This is a genomic window from Pseudomonas sp. DrBHI1 (assembly GCF_002205115.1).
In the GTDB taxonomy this organism is placed as follows: Bacteria; Pseudomonadota; Gammaproteobacteria; order Pseudomonadales; family Pseudomonadaceae; genus Aquipseudomonas; species Aquipseudomonas mosselii.
The window spans coordinates 10,666-27,303 of record NZ_NIBE01000143.1; the positions used below are offsets into that span (position 1 = coordinate 10,666).

Sequence of the window (16,638 nt, forward strand, 5' to 3'; positions counted from 1 at the left end):
TACCTACGGCGCCGGCTGCTGGAGCCCGGCTATCGCGAACGTTTTCTGGAACATGTCGCCCTGAAGGATCGCCCCGAGATGGCAAGAAAACTCAAGGCCAGGCTGTTCGAAGGCCCCCGGGCGCAGGTGATCCCCCTCGAGACGCCTTCCCCCGCGTTTGCCGAGACCGAACCTGGCACGCATCCCTGGCAAGGACAGGAAACGGCCAGCGAAGCAGATGAGCCACCAACACCGCGCCCCGTCCGCTTCCCGGTGCTGGCGATCCATGAAACCCCCATCGCCTTCCCGGTGTGGCCCAAGCTGTTCAACGACCATGTACAACGCCTGCAGGACGACGCGCGCGGGGTGGCGGTACCGACGGCCGATGTCGACGCCAAGGCACGGCGTGAGCGCCTGATGCTGTGGGGCGAGCGCGGCTTCAACCTGCTGGGGGTGGCGGCCATGTTCGTCCCCGGCCTGGACGTCGCCATGCTGGCAGTGGGCGCAGGCCAGGTCATGAGCAGTATCTTCCACGGTTTCGAAGCCTGGTCCGAAGGTGACAACGCCCAGGCCGCAGGGCAGGTCGAGTCGCTGCTCATCAACCTCGGCAGCGTGATCGCCATCGCTGGCGTCGCCAAGCTGGCCAGGGCCAGCGGCTTTGTCGACGGGATGGAAAGCCTCTGGATCAATGGCGAGCAGCGACTGTGGCACCCGCAGTTGCAGCCCTACCGCAGCCCGGTCGAACTGCCGGCGGACCTGCAACCGGACAACCAAGGCATCCTGCAGTATGACAATCGGCATTTCATCGAACTGGACGATTCGCTCCACGAGGTGCGAAAGCACAGCGATGAAGACTGGCGCATTGTCCATCCGGAAGATCCACAGGCCTATCAGCCACGACTGCGTGGCAATGGCGAAGGGGCTTGGCGCTTGTCGCACGAGCGGCCGCAGGACTGGAGCCGGGTCAAGCTGATGCGCCGCCTCGGTCCGCTCTGCAAGGGCTTGAACGATGAAGAACTGCTGGCAGCACTCGACAGCAGCGGCCTGGACCGTGGCGTGCTGGAGCAGGTCCACGCCGACGGCAGGCGCCCTCCGGCGCTGCTCGAGGACGCCCTGCGCCGGCTCAAGGCCGACAGCACCGCCGACGAGATCATCGCAAGAACCCGCCAGGGCCGCCCGTTGGCAGCCTACAAACAATTCGCCATCAGTGTGCTCGGCGAACTGCCCGGTTGGCCCGAGGATGTGGTGCTGGAGGTTTTCGAGGGGGTCGAGCCGATGGGCAGCGCCACCCGCTATGGGCGCGATCGGCTCGGTGACCAGGTAATCCAGTTGACCCGCAGCGACCTGGACAACGGCGACCTGGCCAGGATCGTCCTGGAAAACCTGGACGAAGAAACGGTAAACGCCCTGCTGCCCGAGGGTGCCTCAGCCGGGCAACGCCAACAGGCCTTGCAGACGCTGATGGCCGACCGGTTGAGCGCAAGTCGGTCGGCGCTGTTCGACAGCCTCTACAACGCTCATACCAGCGCAGCCACGCCCACGATCTTGGCCATCGGTCGACAGTTTCCCGGCCTGCCCCGGCAGGCACTCGACGAACTGGCCAGCCAGGCCAGCAGCGCCGAACGCAACAGCCTGCTTGCAGGCCGGGTTCCCCTGCGTATTGCCGAGGAAGCACGGCTGCTGCAAGCCCGTGTGCGACTGGACCGGGCAATCCTGGGCCTGTACCGCAACAGCCTGGCCAACGCCGATAGCCAGCTGATCAGCGACAACCTGCTGGCCCGCTACCCACAAAGGTCCGCGCAACAGCGCTATCACGCGGCGCTTGCCGACCGTCCCGCAGCCGCCAGGCTGATCGGCCAGCAACCGGTGAGCCCCGGCTTTCGCTCGCCCCTGCGCCTGAGCGATGGCAGGTATGGCTACCCGCTGAGCCCAGGCGTATTCGCCTCCCGGGCCGAACGCGAGCTGCATGCCTTGTACCCCGGGCTCGGTGATCGCGAGGTCAGGCAATTGTTGGTTACCCTGCGCGTCAGGGGCAGCGCTACTGAACAGATTCAGGCATTGCGTGCTCAATTGGCAACACTGCGTGAACAGCTCGGCGCCTGGGCCAGCAAAGGCGCCGACGACTGGGGCGAAGAAGTCGGCGCCTACTTCACCAGGACCGCCGACCAACTGGTCCGGGCCTGGCAGCGCCTGGACGGCGAAGTACTCAGCCTGTCCAATATCACCCTCGATGCGTTGCCGCCGCTAGCGGCGCGTTTCGATCACATCGCCACGTTGACGCTGGAGAACCTCAACGTGATCGAAATGCCCGCCGACTTCCTGCAGGCCTTTGTGTCATTACGGCGAATCGATGTGCGCAGCAGCCCGCAGTTGAGCGCCGCTTCGGTCCTGCGGGCACTGCGCAATGCTCCGCAATTGCGTGAACTGCGTCTGAGCGGGGCACGCCTGGGGGAGCTGCCAGCTGTCGCCCACGAGGTATTGCCGACACTGGACAATCTGCGCAGCCTGGAACTGCCCCGCAACCGCCTCACCCTGACCCTGCCGGACCTGCAGATGATTGCGGGCCTGCGCCTGGAGACCCTGGATCTGCGGGTCAACCGCATTGCGCTGGATGCGCAAATGGCGGGGGCCTTTGGCTCGATGCGTGCGTTGCGGCACTTGCACCTGAGCCTGAATCCGCTGGGCCTCGGCCCTGACGTGGGCAACCTGGAGAACCTGGCCACCCTGCGTCTGGACAGCACCCAGTTGCAGCACTGGCCATCCGGGCTCGGCACCTTGATGCAGCGCACCCCATGCATGCTGCGCGAAGTGGACCTGAGCATGAATCGCATCACGCAGATTCCCGATTTCGACTCGCTGATCTACTCAGCCTATTCAGACGCACTGCTGGCCAGACGTCCTGGCTATCGCTGGCGCTTCAACTACAACCCGTTGGATGAACGCACCCGCACAAGCCTGAGGGTCATCGGCGCCTCCGCCGAGGAAGAAACGATCGAGGCGCCTTTGCCTGCACCTGCGCAGCGAATCGACTGGCTGAGCGGTGCCAGCGAAGCCCGCCAAGCCACCTGGAACGCATTGTTTGACGAGGACCGCAACACCAGCTTGCGCGAGGTCATCGAACAGGTCGGCATGTCAGCCAGCGCGCTGCGTCAGCCCAGGGCCTTTGCCCGTCAGGTCTGGAGACTGCTTGATCGGGCTGCCGCCAGCACTCGCTTGCGCACCCGCCTTAACGAGGTGGCCAGCGAGTTCCCGGTGACCTGCGGCGATGCCGGTGCCGATGGTTTCGATACCTTGCAGGTCGAAGTAATGGCCTACGATGAGGCCGCAGAGATCAAGGCCGACTATGGAATCGCCGGTGACGAGGTTGCCACGCCACCACTGTTCCAGTTCTTTAGGCGCCTGTTCCGACGAGACCAGGTGAACGCCCTGGCCCAGGACCTGTTCAACGCCAGGCTTGCGCGACGCGATGCCCTACGTGCAATGGATGCCTGGCATGCCCAGCCATTGGACGAGCGCGGTGCCAGGCCCGCAGTACCCGAGCTGCATCGCTTCGATACGCTGTCGGACGACGTGCTGCACAATGGCCTTGGCGAAGGCCTGGACCTGATCGAGATTCGCCTGGCCCTGCGCACTCGCCTGTCGAGGATACTGGACTTCCCCGAGTTCCAACAGGACATGCTGTACCGGCAAACCGCCGAAATCTCGGCGCAGACCGAAGATGCGGTACGCAATGAGGTCGAGACACGGGACACTAGCGCCGACAGGCGTCGCCAGTGGATCTCTCGACACCCGACCTGGCGCCGCTTGCTGCACCGGGAATTCATTACTCGCTTCAACGTGCTCAGGCGTCGCTGGGATGTCGGCATGGAGTTCCTGGAGGGCAATGACCTGGACGGCACGCTCGAACCCCCGGTGATCGAAGCACTGACCCAGGCGCTGGGGCGCAGTCCCCTTGGCGAAGATGGCCAGCCCCTGCGCCAGACCCTCACCAGTGAACAGTATGTCGCGGGCATGAACCGCATGGCCCTGGGCCTGGAAGCGGACGAAGACGCCCTCTACCTTGGCCTGACCGCACGCCGCGACCCCAATAACTGAGCCTACTGGCCGCGCAGGTCTTCGAAGAAGACCTGCCGGCCGTGTACCTGGCTCGACGCGCGCGGCTGCCCGGCCACCTCGCCACTGGCCTTTTCCACATGCCAGTAGCAATGCCGGACTGCTCGCGTGACAGCCACATAGGCCAGTCTTTGCACCTCGTCCTTCTGCGCCGTGTCGAACGCCTGGGCATCACCCGGCTTACCCAGGCCGGCCAGACGGTAGACCTGGTTCTTGTATGGCGAGCTGGTCAGGTACTGGCAATCGCCCAGCATGAACACCGTGTCAGCCTGCAGGCCCTTGGCACTGTGATAGGTCAGTTGGCGCAGGCGGCGCTGGCCGATCGGCAAGCTAGAATCAACTTTAACAATCGATGATATATATTGCTCTATCAATAGTTTATCGCTGGATTTTCGAAACAGTATCATGACTGTTTCGCCGCGTTGATAGTGCTCGATCACGGTCTCGGCCAGTGCCGCCTCGTCCCGGTCGAAGACCCTCACCGGTGCCAACGGCAATTCAGCCGCCAGCCCTGCGGCCTTGGCCTTCTTGCCAGTGATGGCCGGGGCGCCTTTGACCAGATGCTCGGCGGCATCGATGATGTGCTGCTGGCTGCGGTAGTTCTCCACCAGCATCACCCGCGTGTTGGCGGGTGACGGGAACGCCTTGGTGAACTCCATGAAGTACTTCGGCGAACTGCCGCGCCAGCCGTAGATCGACTGCCAGTCATCACCGACGCACATCAGCGACGAATGCTGCGCCACCCGCCCGACATGCAGGGCCGGCCCACGGCGGCGGATCTCGGCCAGGCTCGCGCGCAGCCAGCTGACGATCTGCGGCGAGACGTCCTGGAACTCGTCGATCATCAGGTGCGCCAGGGGGCGCAGCAACGGGTCGGGCAACAGCCCGAGGTTCTCCGGGTTGTTCTCGCCGAACAGGGCGAACATGCGGTTGTAGGTCATCACCGGCGGTGACTGGGCCAGCAGGTGTGCCTCCAGCGCCTTCCAGTACAGGGCCAGGGCTTCGAAGAAGGTCGCGTCGGTGTCGCCGGACGGGAAGCTCATGGCCGCCACCGCCGCATTCACGTCCAGGCCTAGGTTCTCGATGAAACTGGCCGCAGTGACGAAGGCGTCGAGCAACGGCGCCGGGGCCAGCTCGCCCTTGACCTTGTACTCGAAGCCCGGCCCCGCCACGGCATCACCCGCCAGAGACGCCGCCAGCCGTTTTGCAGAAGAATAGTTATCCAACCATATCAATGGCTTGTCGCAGAAGGCTTGAAACAGGGTTCGCTTGACCGCCCACTCCGCACGCACCGCCAGCTTGGCGCCCGGGCGTTGGTACTGGCCGCTCTCGGCCGGGTCGAAGCCCAACACCACCCAGGCATCCAGCCCTTCCAGGCGTCCGTGCACATGAAAGCGGCTACCACGGATCTGCACCGTGTCCCGGCAAGGTTCGATACCCTTGATAGGCCAGGCCCCGGCGGCAAACCACAGGTCCTCGATCACATCGCACAGTTCTTCGTCGCGCTGGGCCGCCAGCTGGGTCACCTGGGCGCGTTTCTGCACATCCGGGTGATCCGGATCCAGCGGCTTGAGCAGCAGGGCTTCCTGGCGCAGCGCGGCGATCAACTCGGCGAAACGCGGGCTCTGCCCCATCAGGTCGCGGTAACACAGGTTGAGCTGCTGGCGCTGGGCGTCGTTCAGGCGCAGGTCGAAAGGGTTGCTGTCGGCGTTGGCTTCGCCCCCGACAGGCATCTCGCTGCCCAGCGTCTCGAACGCCCGCACCTGGGCAAAGCCCGGCAGGCTGCGTACCAGCGGCAGGATGCGCGAGTGGAAGGTGCGCACCAGCTCGCGCCCCTGGGCCGGCGACAGTTCGACCTGCCACTGGGCGAACACTTGCAGCAGGCGCTGGATGAAGTCCTTGCGCGACTCGCGGGTAAAGGTCACCACGGTGAGGGCATCAAGCTCGAAGCCCAGGTAATGGCGCAGCAACAGGATGCGCAGCACCAGCGAGGTCGACTTGCCCGCCCCGGCGCCGGCCACCACACAGGTGGACGGGGTATCGCTGAAGATCAGCTTCCACTGCGCCGCGCTCGGTTGCGCCTCGGCCGGCAGGCGCTGGGCGACGTCGGCCTTGAAGCGCTTCTTCAGCTCGGCTGTCAGCGGCAGGCGCCAATCGTCGAACAGGTTGTCGTCCTGGCCCGGCACAGCGACATGCTCGGGGCGGGTATCGCGGATCACCAGGACTTGGCGCCCGGCCTCGTAGCCGTCCACCCGGCCCCGCTCGTAGCCTTCGCGCAGGCCATCGGCATGGCCGTTGCGCTGGCCCGTGGCGTGGCCCAGGAACCAGGAGTCACGGTGCTGCGCCTTCAGGCGCGACAGGCCGCGCCCCAACAGGCGGGCCGCCAGGCGGCGCAGCCACGGCAACTGGGCGGGCGGGGTCAGGTCGGCCGGGGCCTGGGGATGCTCGTGAGGCACGGTCACTCCATTGAGAATCAGAACAGCGGGCATGTTCACCTCATCCGCAAGAAAGTGCCAGCGAATGCTTGTGTATCAGTCAATTAGGCGATGAAGCGCATGTTGATTCGCATCCATTCGAATCGAATTAATAGATAATATAAAGCCGATATTTACGCTTTTTATCGATCTTTCAAAACCGCATCATGGCACCATTCCACCGAATCAGAGGAGCAATATCATGCTGCAACTGCGACCCTTCGAGAGCCTTGGCCACGCCAACCACGGCTGGCTGGACGCTCACCATCACTTCTCTTTCGCCGAGTACCATGACCCGGCACGTGTGCACTGGGGCAACCTGCGGGTCTGGAACGACGACCTGATCGCCGCCGGCGCAGGCTTCCCGCCCCATCCGCACCGTGACATGGAAATCATCACCTACGTCCGCGAAGGGGCTATCACCCACCAGGACAGCCTGGGCAACAAAGGCCGTACCGAGGCCGGGGACGTACAGGTGATGAGTGCCGGCAGCGGCATCGTCCACAGCGAATACAACCTGGAGAAGGTCGACACGCGGATCTTCCAGATCTGGATCATTCCCGAGAAGGTCGGCGATGCGCCGTCCTGGGGCACCCGGCCGTTCCCCAAGGGTGAACGTGGCGAGGGCTTCGTGACCCTGGCCAGTGGCCGCGAGGGCGATGAGGACAGCCTGCGCATCCGCACCGACGCACGCCTGGTGGCTGCCACTCTGCGCGCCGGCGAAAGCGCCGAGTACCGCCTCGATGCTGGTCGACGCGGCTACCTGGTACCGGCGAAGGGGCTGATCGAGGTCAACGGGCTCCAGGCCAAGGCGCGCGACGGCGTCGCGATCGAGCAGGAGACGGTGCTGAAGGTGACGGCAGTGCAAGACAGCGAGATCGTGCTGGTCGATGTCCCCTGACCCGCGCGGCCCTTGACCACGGCTTATCGTGAGTCAAGGGTCGCGATATTGCACTTTTTCGCCTTACTGCGCTCTATCCATGGCCAGGCTCCGCCGATCCCCGGCAGAACCGACGACTCCCACCGGTGCCGATGGCCGTACGACAACCCGCCGAGCTTCACCACCGCCTGATGTTGGCCGCTGCCCTCGTGTGCCTGACAGCCTGCACCCAACAGCAGGGGCGCGACATGCTCACCCAGATCGGCAACGGCAAGCCAGACGAGTTGTTCCAGACCAGTGTCGACCGCATGGCTACCCTGGCCATGCGCGACAACCTGCAAAGCTTGTACCTGCTGATGGACAAGCTGTACCTGCGCAACCCCAGCCAGTGGAGGCTGTCGGGCTACCTCGACGCCACCACGGCGGCGCGGCAGATTCGCATCGCCATCGAACAGCGCCAACCACTGCCGCAGTTGGGCGAGCGCCGCGACCTGGCAGCCTTGAGCTACGCCCTGAGCCCGGAGTTTCGCGGCGACCGGGTCGGCGCATTCATCTACGCCATCGGCAGCATGCTGGTCACCGCCCATGGCGGACGCACCGCGTTCTACATGACGGACACCCTGGACCCCTTGTTCATCAACAACGCTGCCCGCAACATCGAGAAAGCCACCTGGATGCTGAGCCAGCGCCAGGATGCCAATGGCGTGCTCCTGCTGTTTTCCAACGAAATTTCCGAACAGGGCAGCAACCTGAGCTTCGCGGTGGAGTTCGGCAAGGTCGTCGCGCGCCTGGACCTGGTGGCGCAGATGCTCGACGAACGCTACCGGCGAATCGGCCTGAACTATGCGCAGAGCCTGCTGCTGATGAACTTCCTGCCAGTGCAGTGACGCGTGTCCGCTGATCGCACGCGCCAGCCCTGGAGCTGTGGTTGAGACAGGGATATCCGGATCGTGCAGTGCCTGTAGCGGCTCAGGAACTCTCCCTCACCATCAGCTCGAACCCCAGGTCCTGTTGCCCGGTGGCCACCCGCTTGCCATCGAGCAATGCCAGCAACGCCTGCGCCGCGCCGCGGCCGACCGCCGCGCGCGGGGTGCGGATCGAGGTCAGGCGCGGGACCATGTGCGCCGAGGCCGGCAGGTCGTTGAAGCCGACCATCGCCACTCGCCGCGGCACCTCGACGCCTTCGCGCAGCGCCTGCAGCACCGCGCCCTGAGCCAGGTCGTCGTTGCAGAAGAAGATGCCATCGACATCCGGCGCCTTGGCCAGCAGGCGGCTGAACAGCGTGCCGCCCAGACCGATGGACGACGGCTGCGGATCGAGCATTTCCAGCTCGGGCGCCTGCAGACCGGCCTCGGCCAGGGCCTGGCGGAAGCCCTCGGCGCGTTGCATCACCCGCGGGTCGAGCTGCGCGGCGATGAAGCCCAGGCGCCGCCGACCGCGCTCGATCAGGTGGCGCGCCGCGGCGCGTCCTGCCTCGTGCTGGGAGAAGCCCACCGACAGGGCGTCGGCCTCGCCGCCCAGCTCCATCATATGTACGCACGGCACCCGACTGGCGGCGAGCATCTGCCGCGAAGCGTCGCTGCGCTCGAAGCCGGTGAGCAGCATGCCGCACGGCTGGTAGGCCAGGTAGTTGCGGATGAGGTTCTCTTCCTCGGCAATATCGTAGTGATAGTTGCCGATCAGCACCTCCAGGCCACGGGGGCGCATCACCTCGTGGATGGCCTCAAGGGTGTCGATGAACAACTGGTTGGACAACGATGGGATCAACACCACCACCGACTGGCTGCGCGCCGAAGCCAGGGCGCGTGCCGCCGGGTTGGCGACATAGCCCAGGCTGGCCGCTGCGGCCATGACCTTCTGCGCCAGCTCCGGCGCGACCGTGCTGACGCCGCGCAGCGCGCGGGAGGCGGTGATGGGAGAAACCCCGGAAAGCCTGGCGACTTCCGCCAGGGTGGGACGACCGGTAGTGCGCGAGCCAGTGCGGGACATGAGTGTTGTAATTTTACCGCTTGCAGGAATGGGGAACGGTCACTAAGGTAGCGCTGTCTCTGAATGCAGGCAATGCAATCTTGGTAGCAGGCATGCGTTCAGCGTCCATACTGCCAAAGACAAGATCAATAACACCCGGGAGGGTGGCGCATGACGCTCGGTCCGTCCCGACCGAGACAGCGCTATCTCACCCAGCAGGAGGTACAGATGAACCCTTCCCTGTCCGCGATCGTGGTCATGGGCGTAGCCGGCTGTGGTAAAAGCAGCGTCGGCGCCGCCATCGCCACCCGCAGCGGCGGCCGCCTGATCGAAGGCGATGCCTTCCACCCCGCCGCGAACATCGCCAAGATGAGTGCCGGCATTCCCCTGGACGACGACGATCGCGCCGGCTGGCTGGTGCTTCTGGGCCAGGCGCTGCAAGACACCCTGGCCGCCGGCGAGCGCCCGATCCTGACCTGCTCGGCCCTCAAGCGCCGTTACCGCGACACCCTGCGCCAGGCCGTGCCCGAGCTGTGCTTCGTGTTCCTCGAACTGACCCCGCAAGAAGCCGAGAAGCGTGTGCTGGCCCGCCCCGGCCACTTCATGCCAGCCAGCCTGATCGACAGCCAGTTCGCCGCACTGGAGCCGCCGCACGCCGAACCCCTGACCCTGGCCCTGGATGCCACCCGCCCGCTGACCACGCTGGCCGAGGACGTGCACCAATGGCTAAAGCCTTGCGGTGAGCAGGCGCTGGCGCGGACTGCCTGAACCGGCGGTTTTTCCGGCTCACCAAAGACAGCGCTGTCTCCCTGCTTCTCAAGACGCAATGACGCAAGACACGCGACACCAAAACAACAACGAAAAGACCGAGGTTCACGAACCATGTTCGGACTGGCTACCGATACCTTCCTGTTGCTCGACGCACTGGTCACCATCGTCGGGCTCATCCTGCTGATCACCCATTTCAAAGTCCACCCCTTCGTCGCCCTCACCCTGGCCGCGGGCTTTCTCGGCCTGACCTCCGGCATGCCGGTGGCCAAGGTGATGAAGTCGTTCCAGGACGGCTTCGGCGGCGTGCTCGGCTTCGTCGGCATCGTCCTCGCGCTGGGTACCATGCTCGGCAAGCTGATGGCGGACTCTGGCGGCGCCGACCAGATCGCCCAGACGCTGATCCGCGCCTTCGGCAAGCAGAAGGTGCACTGGGCGATGATGTTCGCCGCCTTCCTGGTGGGCATCCCGCTGTTCTTCGAGATTGGCTTCGTGCTGCTGATCCCGCTGGTGTTCATCGTCGCCCGCCGCTCCGGCGTGTCGCTGGTGAAGATCGGCATCCCGCTGCTGGCCGGCCTGTCGGTGGTGCACGGCCTGGTGCCGCCGCACCCGGGGCCACTGCTGGCGATCGGCATCTTCCACGCCGACATCGGCAAGACCATCTTCTACGGCCTGCTGGTGGCCCTGCCGACCGCAGTGATCGCAGGCCCGCTGTTCGGCAACTTCATCTCGCGCTATATCCCGGGCAACCCGTCCCAGGAGCTGATGGACCAGATCGCCCGCGACTCGAACCAGCAGAACCTGCCGAGCTTCAGCGTGACCCTGATCACCGTGCTGCTGCCGGTGGTGCTGATGCTGCTGAAAACCTTCGCCGACGTGGTACTGCCGGCCGAGCACATCGTGCGCCAGTGGATGGACCTGATCGGCCACCCGATCACCGCCCTTCTCGCCGCCCTGTTGCTGGCCTTCTACACCTTCGGTTCGGCCCGCGGCTTCAACCGCCAGCAGATCATGAAGATGCTCGACCAAAGCCTGGCGCCCACCGCCGCCATCGTGCTGATCGTCGGCGCCGGCGGCGGCTTCAAGCAGATGCTGGTGGACACCGGCGTCGGCAACGTGATCGGGCAGATGGCGGTGCAGGCCGAGATCTCGCCGATCCTGCTGGCCTGGCTGGTGGCGGCGGTGATCCGCATTGCCACCGGCTCCGCGACCGTGGCCACCATCACCGGCGCCGGCATCGTCGCCCCGGTGATCGACCTGGTGCCAGGGGTGAACCGTGAACTGCTGGTGCTGGCCACCGGCGCCGGTTCCTTGATCCTGTCCCACGTCAACGACGCCGGGTTCTGGCTGGTCAAGCAGTACTTCAACATGACCGTGGCCGAGACCTTCAAGACCTGGAGCATGATGGAGACCATCCTTTCGGTGGTCGGCATCATCTTCATCATGTTGCTGTCGATGGTGGTGTGACCGTTGGTCGCCGTCATGGCACCTTGCTGACGGGCCACAGGCCCAAGTGAGACAGAGGCCCTGCGCAGGCAGGGCCGCTTTCTCCGTCGCAAAGGAGCCTGCCCCATGAAACACGCCTTCCTCCTCGCCGCCCTGCTCGCTTCGCCCCTGGCCTTGGCCGCCGGTACCGGCGCCACCTACCCTGACGATCCGCACAATCCGGCGCCACAGCCGGGGGTCGACAGCACCCTCAACCCGATCGAGAAGCCCATGCCGCGGGACACCGACCCCCGGATCAAGGGCAATGACCCGGAAAGTCCGCCAGCCGAGCAGAACGATGATCGTGATCTGCCGGGGATGGGTAGTAGTGGGTCGGAGGGGATGGGGCGTGACGGGGGAAGCTCAGGGAGCAGCAAGCCCTGAGTCCCTGCCACCTGACATTTTTACCAGTTGTACAGCACCCAGTGGCGCACCAGTATTACCAGGGAATACTGGTCGGGGGCGACACATGGACAAATCAAACCGGGGCCGTTCAGCAGCACCGGGAATACTGGCTGTCGACCGGCAGGCCACTGTATTGAGGAGAAGCCATGTATCACAGCCCTCCATATTCACCTATTGCCCTTACGGCTACCTGCCAGAACGTAACGACTCAACGTTGTTGAGGTTCAACGGACAGCCTCTGGAGCTACCCATCCCCCTCTACCTTCTGGGCAATGGCTATCGCGCCTTCAATAGCGTCTTGATGCGCTTCCACTCCGCCGATAGTAAAAGCCCGTTCGGTGATGGAGGCATCAACGTCTATACCTACTGCGCGGGTGACCCGGTCAACAATACTGACCCATCCGGGCATATCTTGGAGAAAGTCCGTAATGCTATTACCGGAAGGGTCGAGTTCGAAGGGCCATACCAGGTGCTATACAAAGGCACTGACAAGATTGCGCCAACCGTGTTCCATAAAGAGGTACTACTTAGTGGGATGGCAGGTTTCGTTACACACTCCAAACTAGACCGCCCGCTATTATTAGATGAGTTCGGTAACTTAAACAATGCGAAATTAGTGGCGAAGGAGGAAATCGGTCCCAGACTAAAGGGGTTGAAAGCCTACCGCAAAGACCCAAACAAGCCTTTCATGTTGCTCGGATGCTATGCAGGGACCGCCGCTGCGCAGATTGTTGCCAATACATTGAATAGACCAGTTATTGCAGTCATGGGAAAGCTCAAAGCACCCAAGGCCCACCTAATCAATCAACCGTTAGAGAATGGTAAGCCCAGGCCTCTGCGTGAGTATGACCCTGAAATCGATGGCAAGCTGATAACAGCAGTGCTTCATACGTTTTATCCTATGGCTCAAGTCCGTAGCGCCTCATAGGTACTGGGGCACCCCCACTTTCGTCTTTAACATCAGCCCTTTCAAGGTGTTGATAATTGACGTCCGACTTGGGCCTGCCGGGGCCGCTGTGCGGCCCTTTCGCGGCACAAGGCCGCCACACATCGATCGCGCTGGGCTGGTCACCACTGCCGCTTGTCCGGTCGGGTCAGGCCGAGTTTTTCGATCTTGTAGCGCAGCATGTCCCGCGACAGTCCCAGCAGCCGTGCCGACTTGGTGACGTTCCAGTCAGTGCGATCCAGCGTGCGGCAGACCATGTCGCGCTCCATATCCGGCAGGCTGGCGGTACCCGGGGGCTCGTGGCGCGGCGCTTCGAACGCCAGCACCTGCGCAGGTTGCGCCTGGGGCTCGTCGACCAGGGTCAGGCACAGGTTCAGCTGATGAGCGCCGATTACCTCGCTGGGCGCCAGCAGCACCGTCTGCTCGAGCATGTTGCGCAGTTCCCGCACATTGCCCGGCCAACCGTAGCCCAGCATCAGCGCCTCGGCCTCGGCCGAGAAGCGCAGGTTGGGCTTGCCGTAGCGCCGCCCGTGGTGGGCCAGGAAATGCCGCGCCAGGCGCAGGATATCCTGCCCGCGTGCGTACAAACGCGGCACTTTGAGGGCAATGATGCGCAGGCGGAAGAACAGGTCGCGGCGGAACTTGCCCTGCTGGACCATCTGCTCGAGGTTGCAGTTGGTGGCGCTGATCACCCGCAGGTCGACCTTGCGCTCCTTGACCGCGCCGATCCGGCGGATGGTCCGATCCTCCAGCAGCTTGAGCAGCTTGGCCTGCAGCACCAGGTCCATCTCGCCGATCTCGTCGAGGAACAAGGTGCCGCCATCGGCCGCCTCGACCAGGCCCACACGACGCTCCTTGGCATCGGTGAAGGCGCCCTTCTCATGACCGAATAGCTCGGCCTCCAACAAGTTGGCAGGAATCGAGGCGCAGTTGAACTCGATAAATGGCCCCTTGGCCCGACTGCCGTCGAAATGCAGGGCGCGGGCCACCAGTTCCTTGCCGGTGCCAGTCTCGCCCTCGACCAACACCGGCGGCAGGTCGCCGCTGGCCATGCGCCGCTCGGCGTCGAGCAGCTGGCGCAGGGTATGCTTGAGCTCGAGCATGGCCGGCGACTCGCCGATCAGCGCCTGCAGCCCGGACTTCTGTGCTTCGCGTTCCTGGTAGAACGACAGCGTGCGTTCCATGCGCTCGGCCGCCAGGGCCTTGTCCAGCATCAGCTTGAGCTCGGCCAGCACCACCGGTTTGGTCAGGTAGTGGAACGCCCCCTCCTTCATCGCCAGCACCGCGTCCTCGACGTTGCCGTAGCCGGTCATCATGATCACCTTGAGCTCCGGCGCCTGCGCCACCAGCGTGCGCAGCAGGTCGTGTCCGCTCATGCCGGGCAGCGAGTTGTCGGTCAGCACGGCGTCGGGCCGGGCGCGCTTGATCTGCTCCAGCGCCAGTTCCGCACTGTGGCACACCGTGACCTCGAAGCCTTTCAGGCCCAGGTAGGTGCGAATGTTGTCGGCGAGGATTTCATCATCCTCGACCACCAGGATGCTGTGCTCCATGGTCCCCTCCCGCTGCAATTTTGAAAGTCAGGCTGACGCGGGTTCCTTCCTCTTCGCGGCTGGTCAGCTCGACCGCGCCGCCAAAGCGCTCCATGATCCGCTTGACCAGGGCCAGGCCGACACCCAGGCCGCCCTGCTTGGTGGTGAAGAACGGCTTGAACACCATGCGCCGTTGCTGCTCGTTCATGCCCCTGCCGGTATCACTGAGCTGCAACAGGGCCTGCTGGTCCTCCAGCTGGCGCACCTCGGCGCGCAGCTCGCCGCCCTGGGGCATGGCCTCCAGGGCGTTGGCGAACAGGCTGTTGAGAATCTGCGTCAGTTGCAGCGGCTGGCTGGCCACCCATTGTGTTGACGGCCCCTCGAAGGCGAAGCGCACGCCGTTGCGCTCGATCTGCGGGGCGAAGGTCTGTCGCGTATCCTCGATGGCCGCCACCAGGTCCACTGACTCGGGCTCGTCGCTGGCCGGGCGCAGCGATACCAGCAGGTCGCGGACCCAGCGCGACATGCGATCGACCTGGGTGATGATATCGCCGATATTCTTCTGCGCCGCCGGGCTGGCGATGTCCTGCGCAAGCTCCGCGCTGGAGCGGATATTGGCCAACGGGTTGCGCAGGCTGTGAGCCACCGCCGAGGACATCTCGCCCAGGGCCACGTAGGTCTCGCTGGCCACCAGGCGGTCCTGCTGGTGGTGCAGCAGGCTGGCGGCGCGGCGCACGATCCAGAACAGGCCGAAGTAGATCAGCGCCCCGCCGACCAGGGTCGAGGCCCAGATCAGCACGTAGCCGCGGTGGATACGCCGCACCAGGTCCTGGGGTTCCTTGTAGATCTCGACCATGGCCAGCACCTGCTCGCCCTGGCTGTCAAACAGCGGTATGTAGTTCTCGATGAACAGGTGCCGGGGCTCGCGCTGAAACTTCTGCTCCTCGCGCTCCTCATCGGCCTTGTGGTAGCTGGCCGATACTGACTTGCGCGAATGGAAGGCGCGCTCCAGGTCCGCGTCCTCGTCGATGCGCTTGCCAATCAAGTTGGAGTTGGTCGACCAGACCACCAGGCGGTCGCGACCGTAGACATTGGCCAGCAGGGTGTCGGGCAGGTGTTCGATGTGGTCAAGGAACTCGACCCGGGTCGACTCGGCCAGTTGTGGGGTGAACTGCAGGTGTTGCTGGTCCATACGCGGGTCAAGCAGCTCGCCCATGGTGATGCCGGGCGGCAGTTGCGAATGGCGCACCTCCGCCTGGGCCATGGCCTGGATGAACTGGGCAGTGAGCATGGCGTCGCGTTCAACGCTGTCACGCACCACGAAACGCGTCGAGACATATCCCAACCCGCCGGCGACCGAGGCGATAATCAACAGGCTGACCAGCGAGAACCAGCGCAGCAGGTTGAACTCGCTCAGCGGCGCGGCCAACCCAGAAGCGATACTGCCGGGCTTGTCAGAGGCATCATTGTCGAGCGTCTGCATTGCGTCGCTCCCGCCTGGGGCCGATGAAGGCTATCGGCATGCCATTGCTACCGATGGTAGCAAAGTGACTCCATTGAGGCCGGGCGGACGGTGCCGCCTCAGGCTTGTATCAGGTGAAGCAAAAATTCAGCCAGCCTATAAAATATTTTATTTTTCCTTATAAATCATATACTTGGATAGATTTATTAATGCTAAGTATAGAAAAACCCCCCACTTCTGGGGAAGCTCCACCCAGAAAAAATAAATACTTATAAAACAATAGGTTAATAGGTATTCCTGCAGTTAATAATCACATAACTGCGACACGAAAATTCAATAACACCCGTGTCCCCATCCCCTCGCGACTGCTCAACCGCACCGAACCACCAAAGCACTCCATGATCCGTTTGACCAGCATCAGCCCCACGCCCACGCCACCCTGCTTGGTGGTGAAGAATGGCCGGAAGGCCATGCGCTGCTGCTGCTCATTCATGCCCTTGCCGGTGTCCGAGAGGCGCAGGCTGAGGGTGCGGCGGTCGTGGCGCACCACCTCCACGCGCAGCTCTCCACCCGCCTCCATCGACTCCAGGGCGTTGGCAATCAGGCTGTTGAAGATCTGCCCGAGCAAA

Annotated in this window: 12 protein-coding genes; 7 read left to right on the plus strand and 5 right to left on the minus strand. The window is 63.9% G+C overall.

Features of this window, described 5'->3' with window-relative positions; all coding sequences use genetic code 11:
* Positions 1-78 precede the first annotated feature (78 nt).
* Complete coding sequence (locus CC207_RS25645; protein ID WP_143496180.1) at positions 79-4,074, plus strand: NEL-type E3 ubiquitin ligase domain-containing protein; 3,996 nt, start codon at positions 79-81, stop codon at positions 4,072-4,074.
* A 2-nt stretch (positions 4,075-4,076) separates the two neighbouring features.
* On the opposite strand, the gene CC207_RS25650 is transcribed toward CC207_RS25645, so the two are convergent.
* Positions 4,077-6,581: a UvrD-helicase domain-containing protein gene (locus CC207_RS25650; RefSeq protein ID WP_088853015.1), complete on the minus strand. Its 2,505-nt coding sequence runs from the start codon at positions 6,579-6,581 to the stop codon at positions 4,077-4,079.
* Between the two features lie 187 nt (positions 6,582-6,768).
* Here CC207_RS25650 and CC207_RS25655 point away from each other — a divergent pair, with 187 nt between their 5' ends.
* Together CC207_RS25655 and CC207_RS25660 are read left to right on the plus strand one after the other, a co-directional pair.
* Positions 6,769-7,467, plus strand: coding sequence for a pirin family protein (locus CC207_RS25655; protein ID WP_088853016.1), 699 nt, complete (start codon positions 6,769-6,771; stop codon positions 7,465-7,467).
* Positions 7,468-7,598: 131 nt separating this feature from the next.
* Positions 7,599-8,333, plus strand: coding sequence for a hypothetical protein (locus CC207_RS25660; protein ID WP_062363108.1), 735 nt, complete (start codon positions 7,599-7,601; stop codon positions 8,331-8,333).
* A gap of 82 nt (positions 8,334-8,415) precedes the next feature.
* Here CC207_RS25660 and CC207_RS25665 read toward each other — a convergent pair whose 3' ends face one another.
* Positions 8,416-9,435 (minus strand): LacI family DNA-binding transcriptional regulator, encoded by a 1,020-nt coding sequence (locus tag CC207_RS25665; RefSeq protein WP_062363105.1) that lies wholly within the window; start codon positions 9,433-9,435, stop codon positions 8,416-8,418.
* Between the two features lie 207 nt (positions 9,436-9,642).
* Here CC207_RS25665 and CC207_RS25670 point away from each other — a divergent pair, with 207 nt between their 5' ends.
* The 4 genes from CC207_RS25670 (at position 9,643) to CC207_RS25685 (ending at position 13,000) form a co-directional block, all read left to right on the plus strand.
* Positions 9,643-10,182 (plus strand): gluconokinase, encoded by a 540-nt coding sequence (locus CC207_RS25670; RefSeq protein WP_028691867.1) that lies wholly within the window; start codon positions 9,643-9,645, stop codon positions 10,180-10,182.
* A 114-nt stretch (positions 10,183-10,296) separates the two neighbouring features.
* Positions 10,297-11,649, plus strand: coding sequence for a GntP family permease (locus CC207_RS25675; protein ID WP_028691866.1), 1,353 nt, complete (start codon positions 10,297-10,299; stop codon positions 11,647-11,649).
* Between the two features lie 105 nt (positions 11,650-11,754).
* A complete protein-coding gene (locus CC207_RS25680) occupies positions 11,755-12,051 on the plus strand; it encodes a hypothetical protein (RefSeq protein ID WP_028691865.1) in 297 nt (98 codons plus the stop codon).
* A gap of 85 nt (positions 12,052-12,136) precedes the next feature.
* Positions 12,137-13,000 (plus strand): RHS repeat-associated core domain-containing protein, encoded by an 864-nt coding sequence (locus CC207_RS25685; RefSeq protein WP_088853017.1) that lies wholly within the window; start codon positions 12,137-12,139, stop codon positions 12,998-13,000.
* 140 nt (positions 13,001-13,140) lie between these two features.
* Here the strand turns inward: CC207_RS25685 and CC207_RS25690 are convergent, their stop codons facing one another.
* The 3 genes from CC207_RS25690 to CC207_RS28120 form a co-directional block, all read right to left on the minus strand.
* A complete protein-coding gene (locus tag CC207_RS25690) occupies positions 13,141-14,568 on the minus strand; it encodes a sigma-54 dependent transcriptional regulator (RefSeq protein ID WP_028691864.1) in 1,428 nt (475 codons plus the stop codon).
* The gene (locus CC207_RS25695; RefSeq protein WP_028691863.1) at positions 14,537-16,030 is read right to left on the minus strand and encodes a HAMP domain-containing sensor histidine kinase; all 1,494 of its coding nucleotides are present in this window, start codon (positions 16,028-16,030) and stop codon (positions 14,537-14,539) included. Before CC207_RS25695 ends, CC207_RS25690 begins: the two co-directional genes overlap by 32 nt.
* Positions 16,031-16,319: 289 nt before the next feature.
* On the minus strand, positions 16,320-16,638 hold a 319-nt coding region (locus tag CC207_RS28120; protein ID WP_256582360.1), incomplete at its 5' end, for an ATP-binding protein.

Excerpts from the sequence above, each read along its gene's own strand:
- CC207_RS25645 (WP_143496180.1), top strand. The coding sequence starts at position 79 with ATGGCAAGAAAACTCAAGGCCAGGCTGTTCGAAGGCCCCCGGGCGCAG.
- CC207_RS25650 (WP_088853015.1), bottom strand. The coding sequence starts at position 6,581 with ATGCCCGCTGTTCTGATTCTCAATGGAGTGACCGTGCCTCACGAGCAT.
- CC207_RS25655 (WP_088853016.1), top strand. The coding sequence starts at position 6,769 with ATGCTGCAACTGCGACCCTTCGAGAGCCTTGGCCACGCCAACCACGGC.
- CC207_RS25660 (WP_062363108.1), top strand. The coding sequence starts at position 7,599 with ATGGCCGTACGACAACCCGCCGAGCTTCACCACCGCCTGATGTTGGCC.
- CC207_RS25665 (WP_062363105.1), bottom strand. The coding sequence starts at position 9,435 with ATGTCCCGCACTGGCTCGCGCACTACCGGTCGTCCCACCCTGGCGGAA.
- CC207_RS25670 (WP_028691867.1), top strand. The coding sequence starts at position 9,643 with ATGAACCCTTCCCTGTCCGCGATCGTGGTCATGGGCGTAGCCGGCTGT.
- CC207_RS25675 (WP_028691866.1), top strand. The coding sequence starts at position 10,297 with ATGTTCGGACTGGCTACCGATACCTTCCTGTTGCTCGACGCACTGGTC.
- CC207_RS25680 (WP_028691865.1), top strand. The coding sequence starts at position 11,755 with ATGAAACACGCCTTCCTCCTCGCCGCCCTGCTCGCTTCGCCCCTGGCC.
- CC207_RS25685 (WP_088853017.1), top strand. The coding sequence starts at position 12,137 with ATGGACAAATCAAACCGGGGCCGTTCAGCAGCACCGGGAATACTGGCT.
- CC207_RS25690 (WP_028691864.1), bottom strand. The coding sequence starts at position 14,568 with ATGGAGCACAGCATCCTGGTGGTCGAGGATGATGAAATCCTCGCCGAC.
- CC207_RS25695 (WP_028691863.1), bottom strand. The coding sequence starts at position 16,030 with ATGCAGACGCTCGACAATGATGCCTCTGACAAGCCCGGCAGTATCGCT.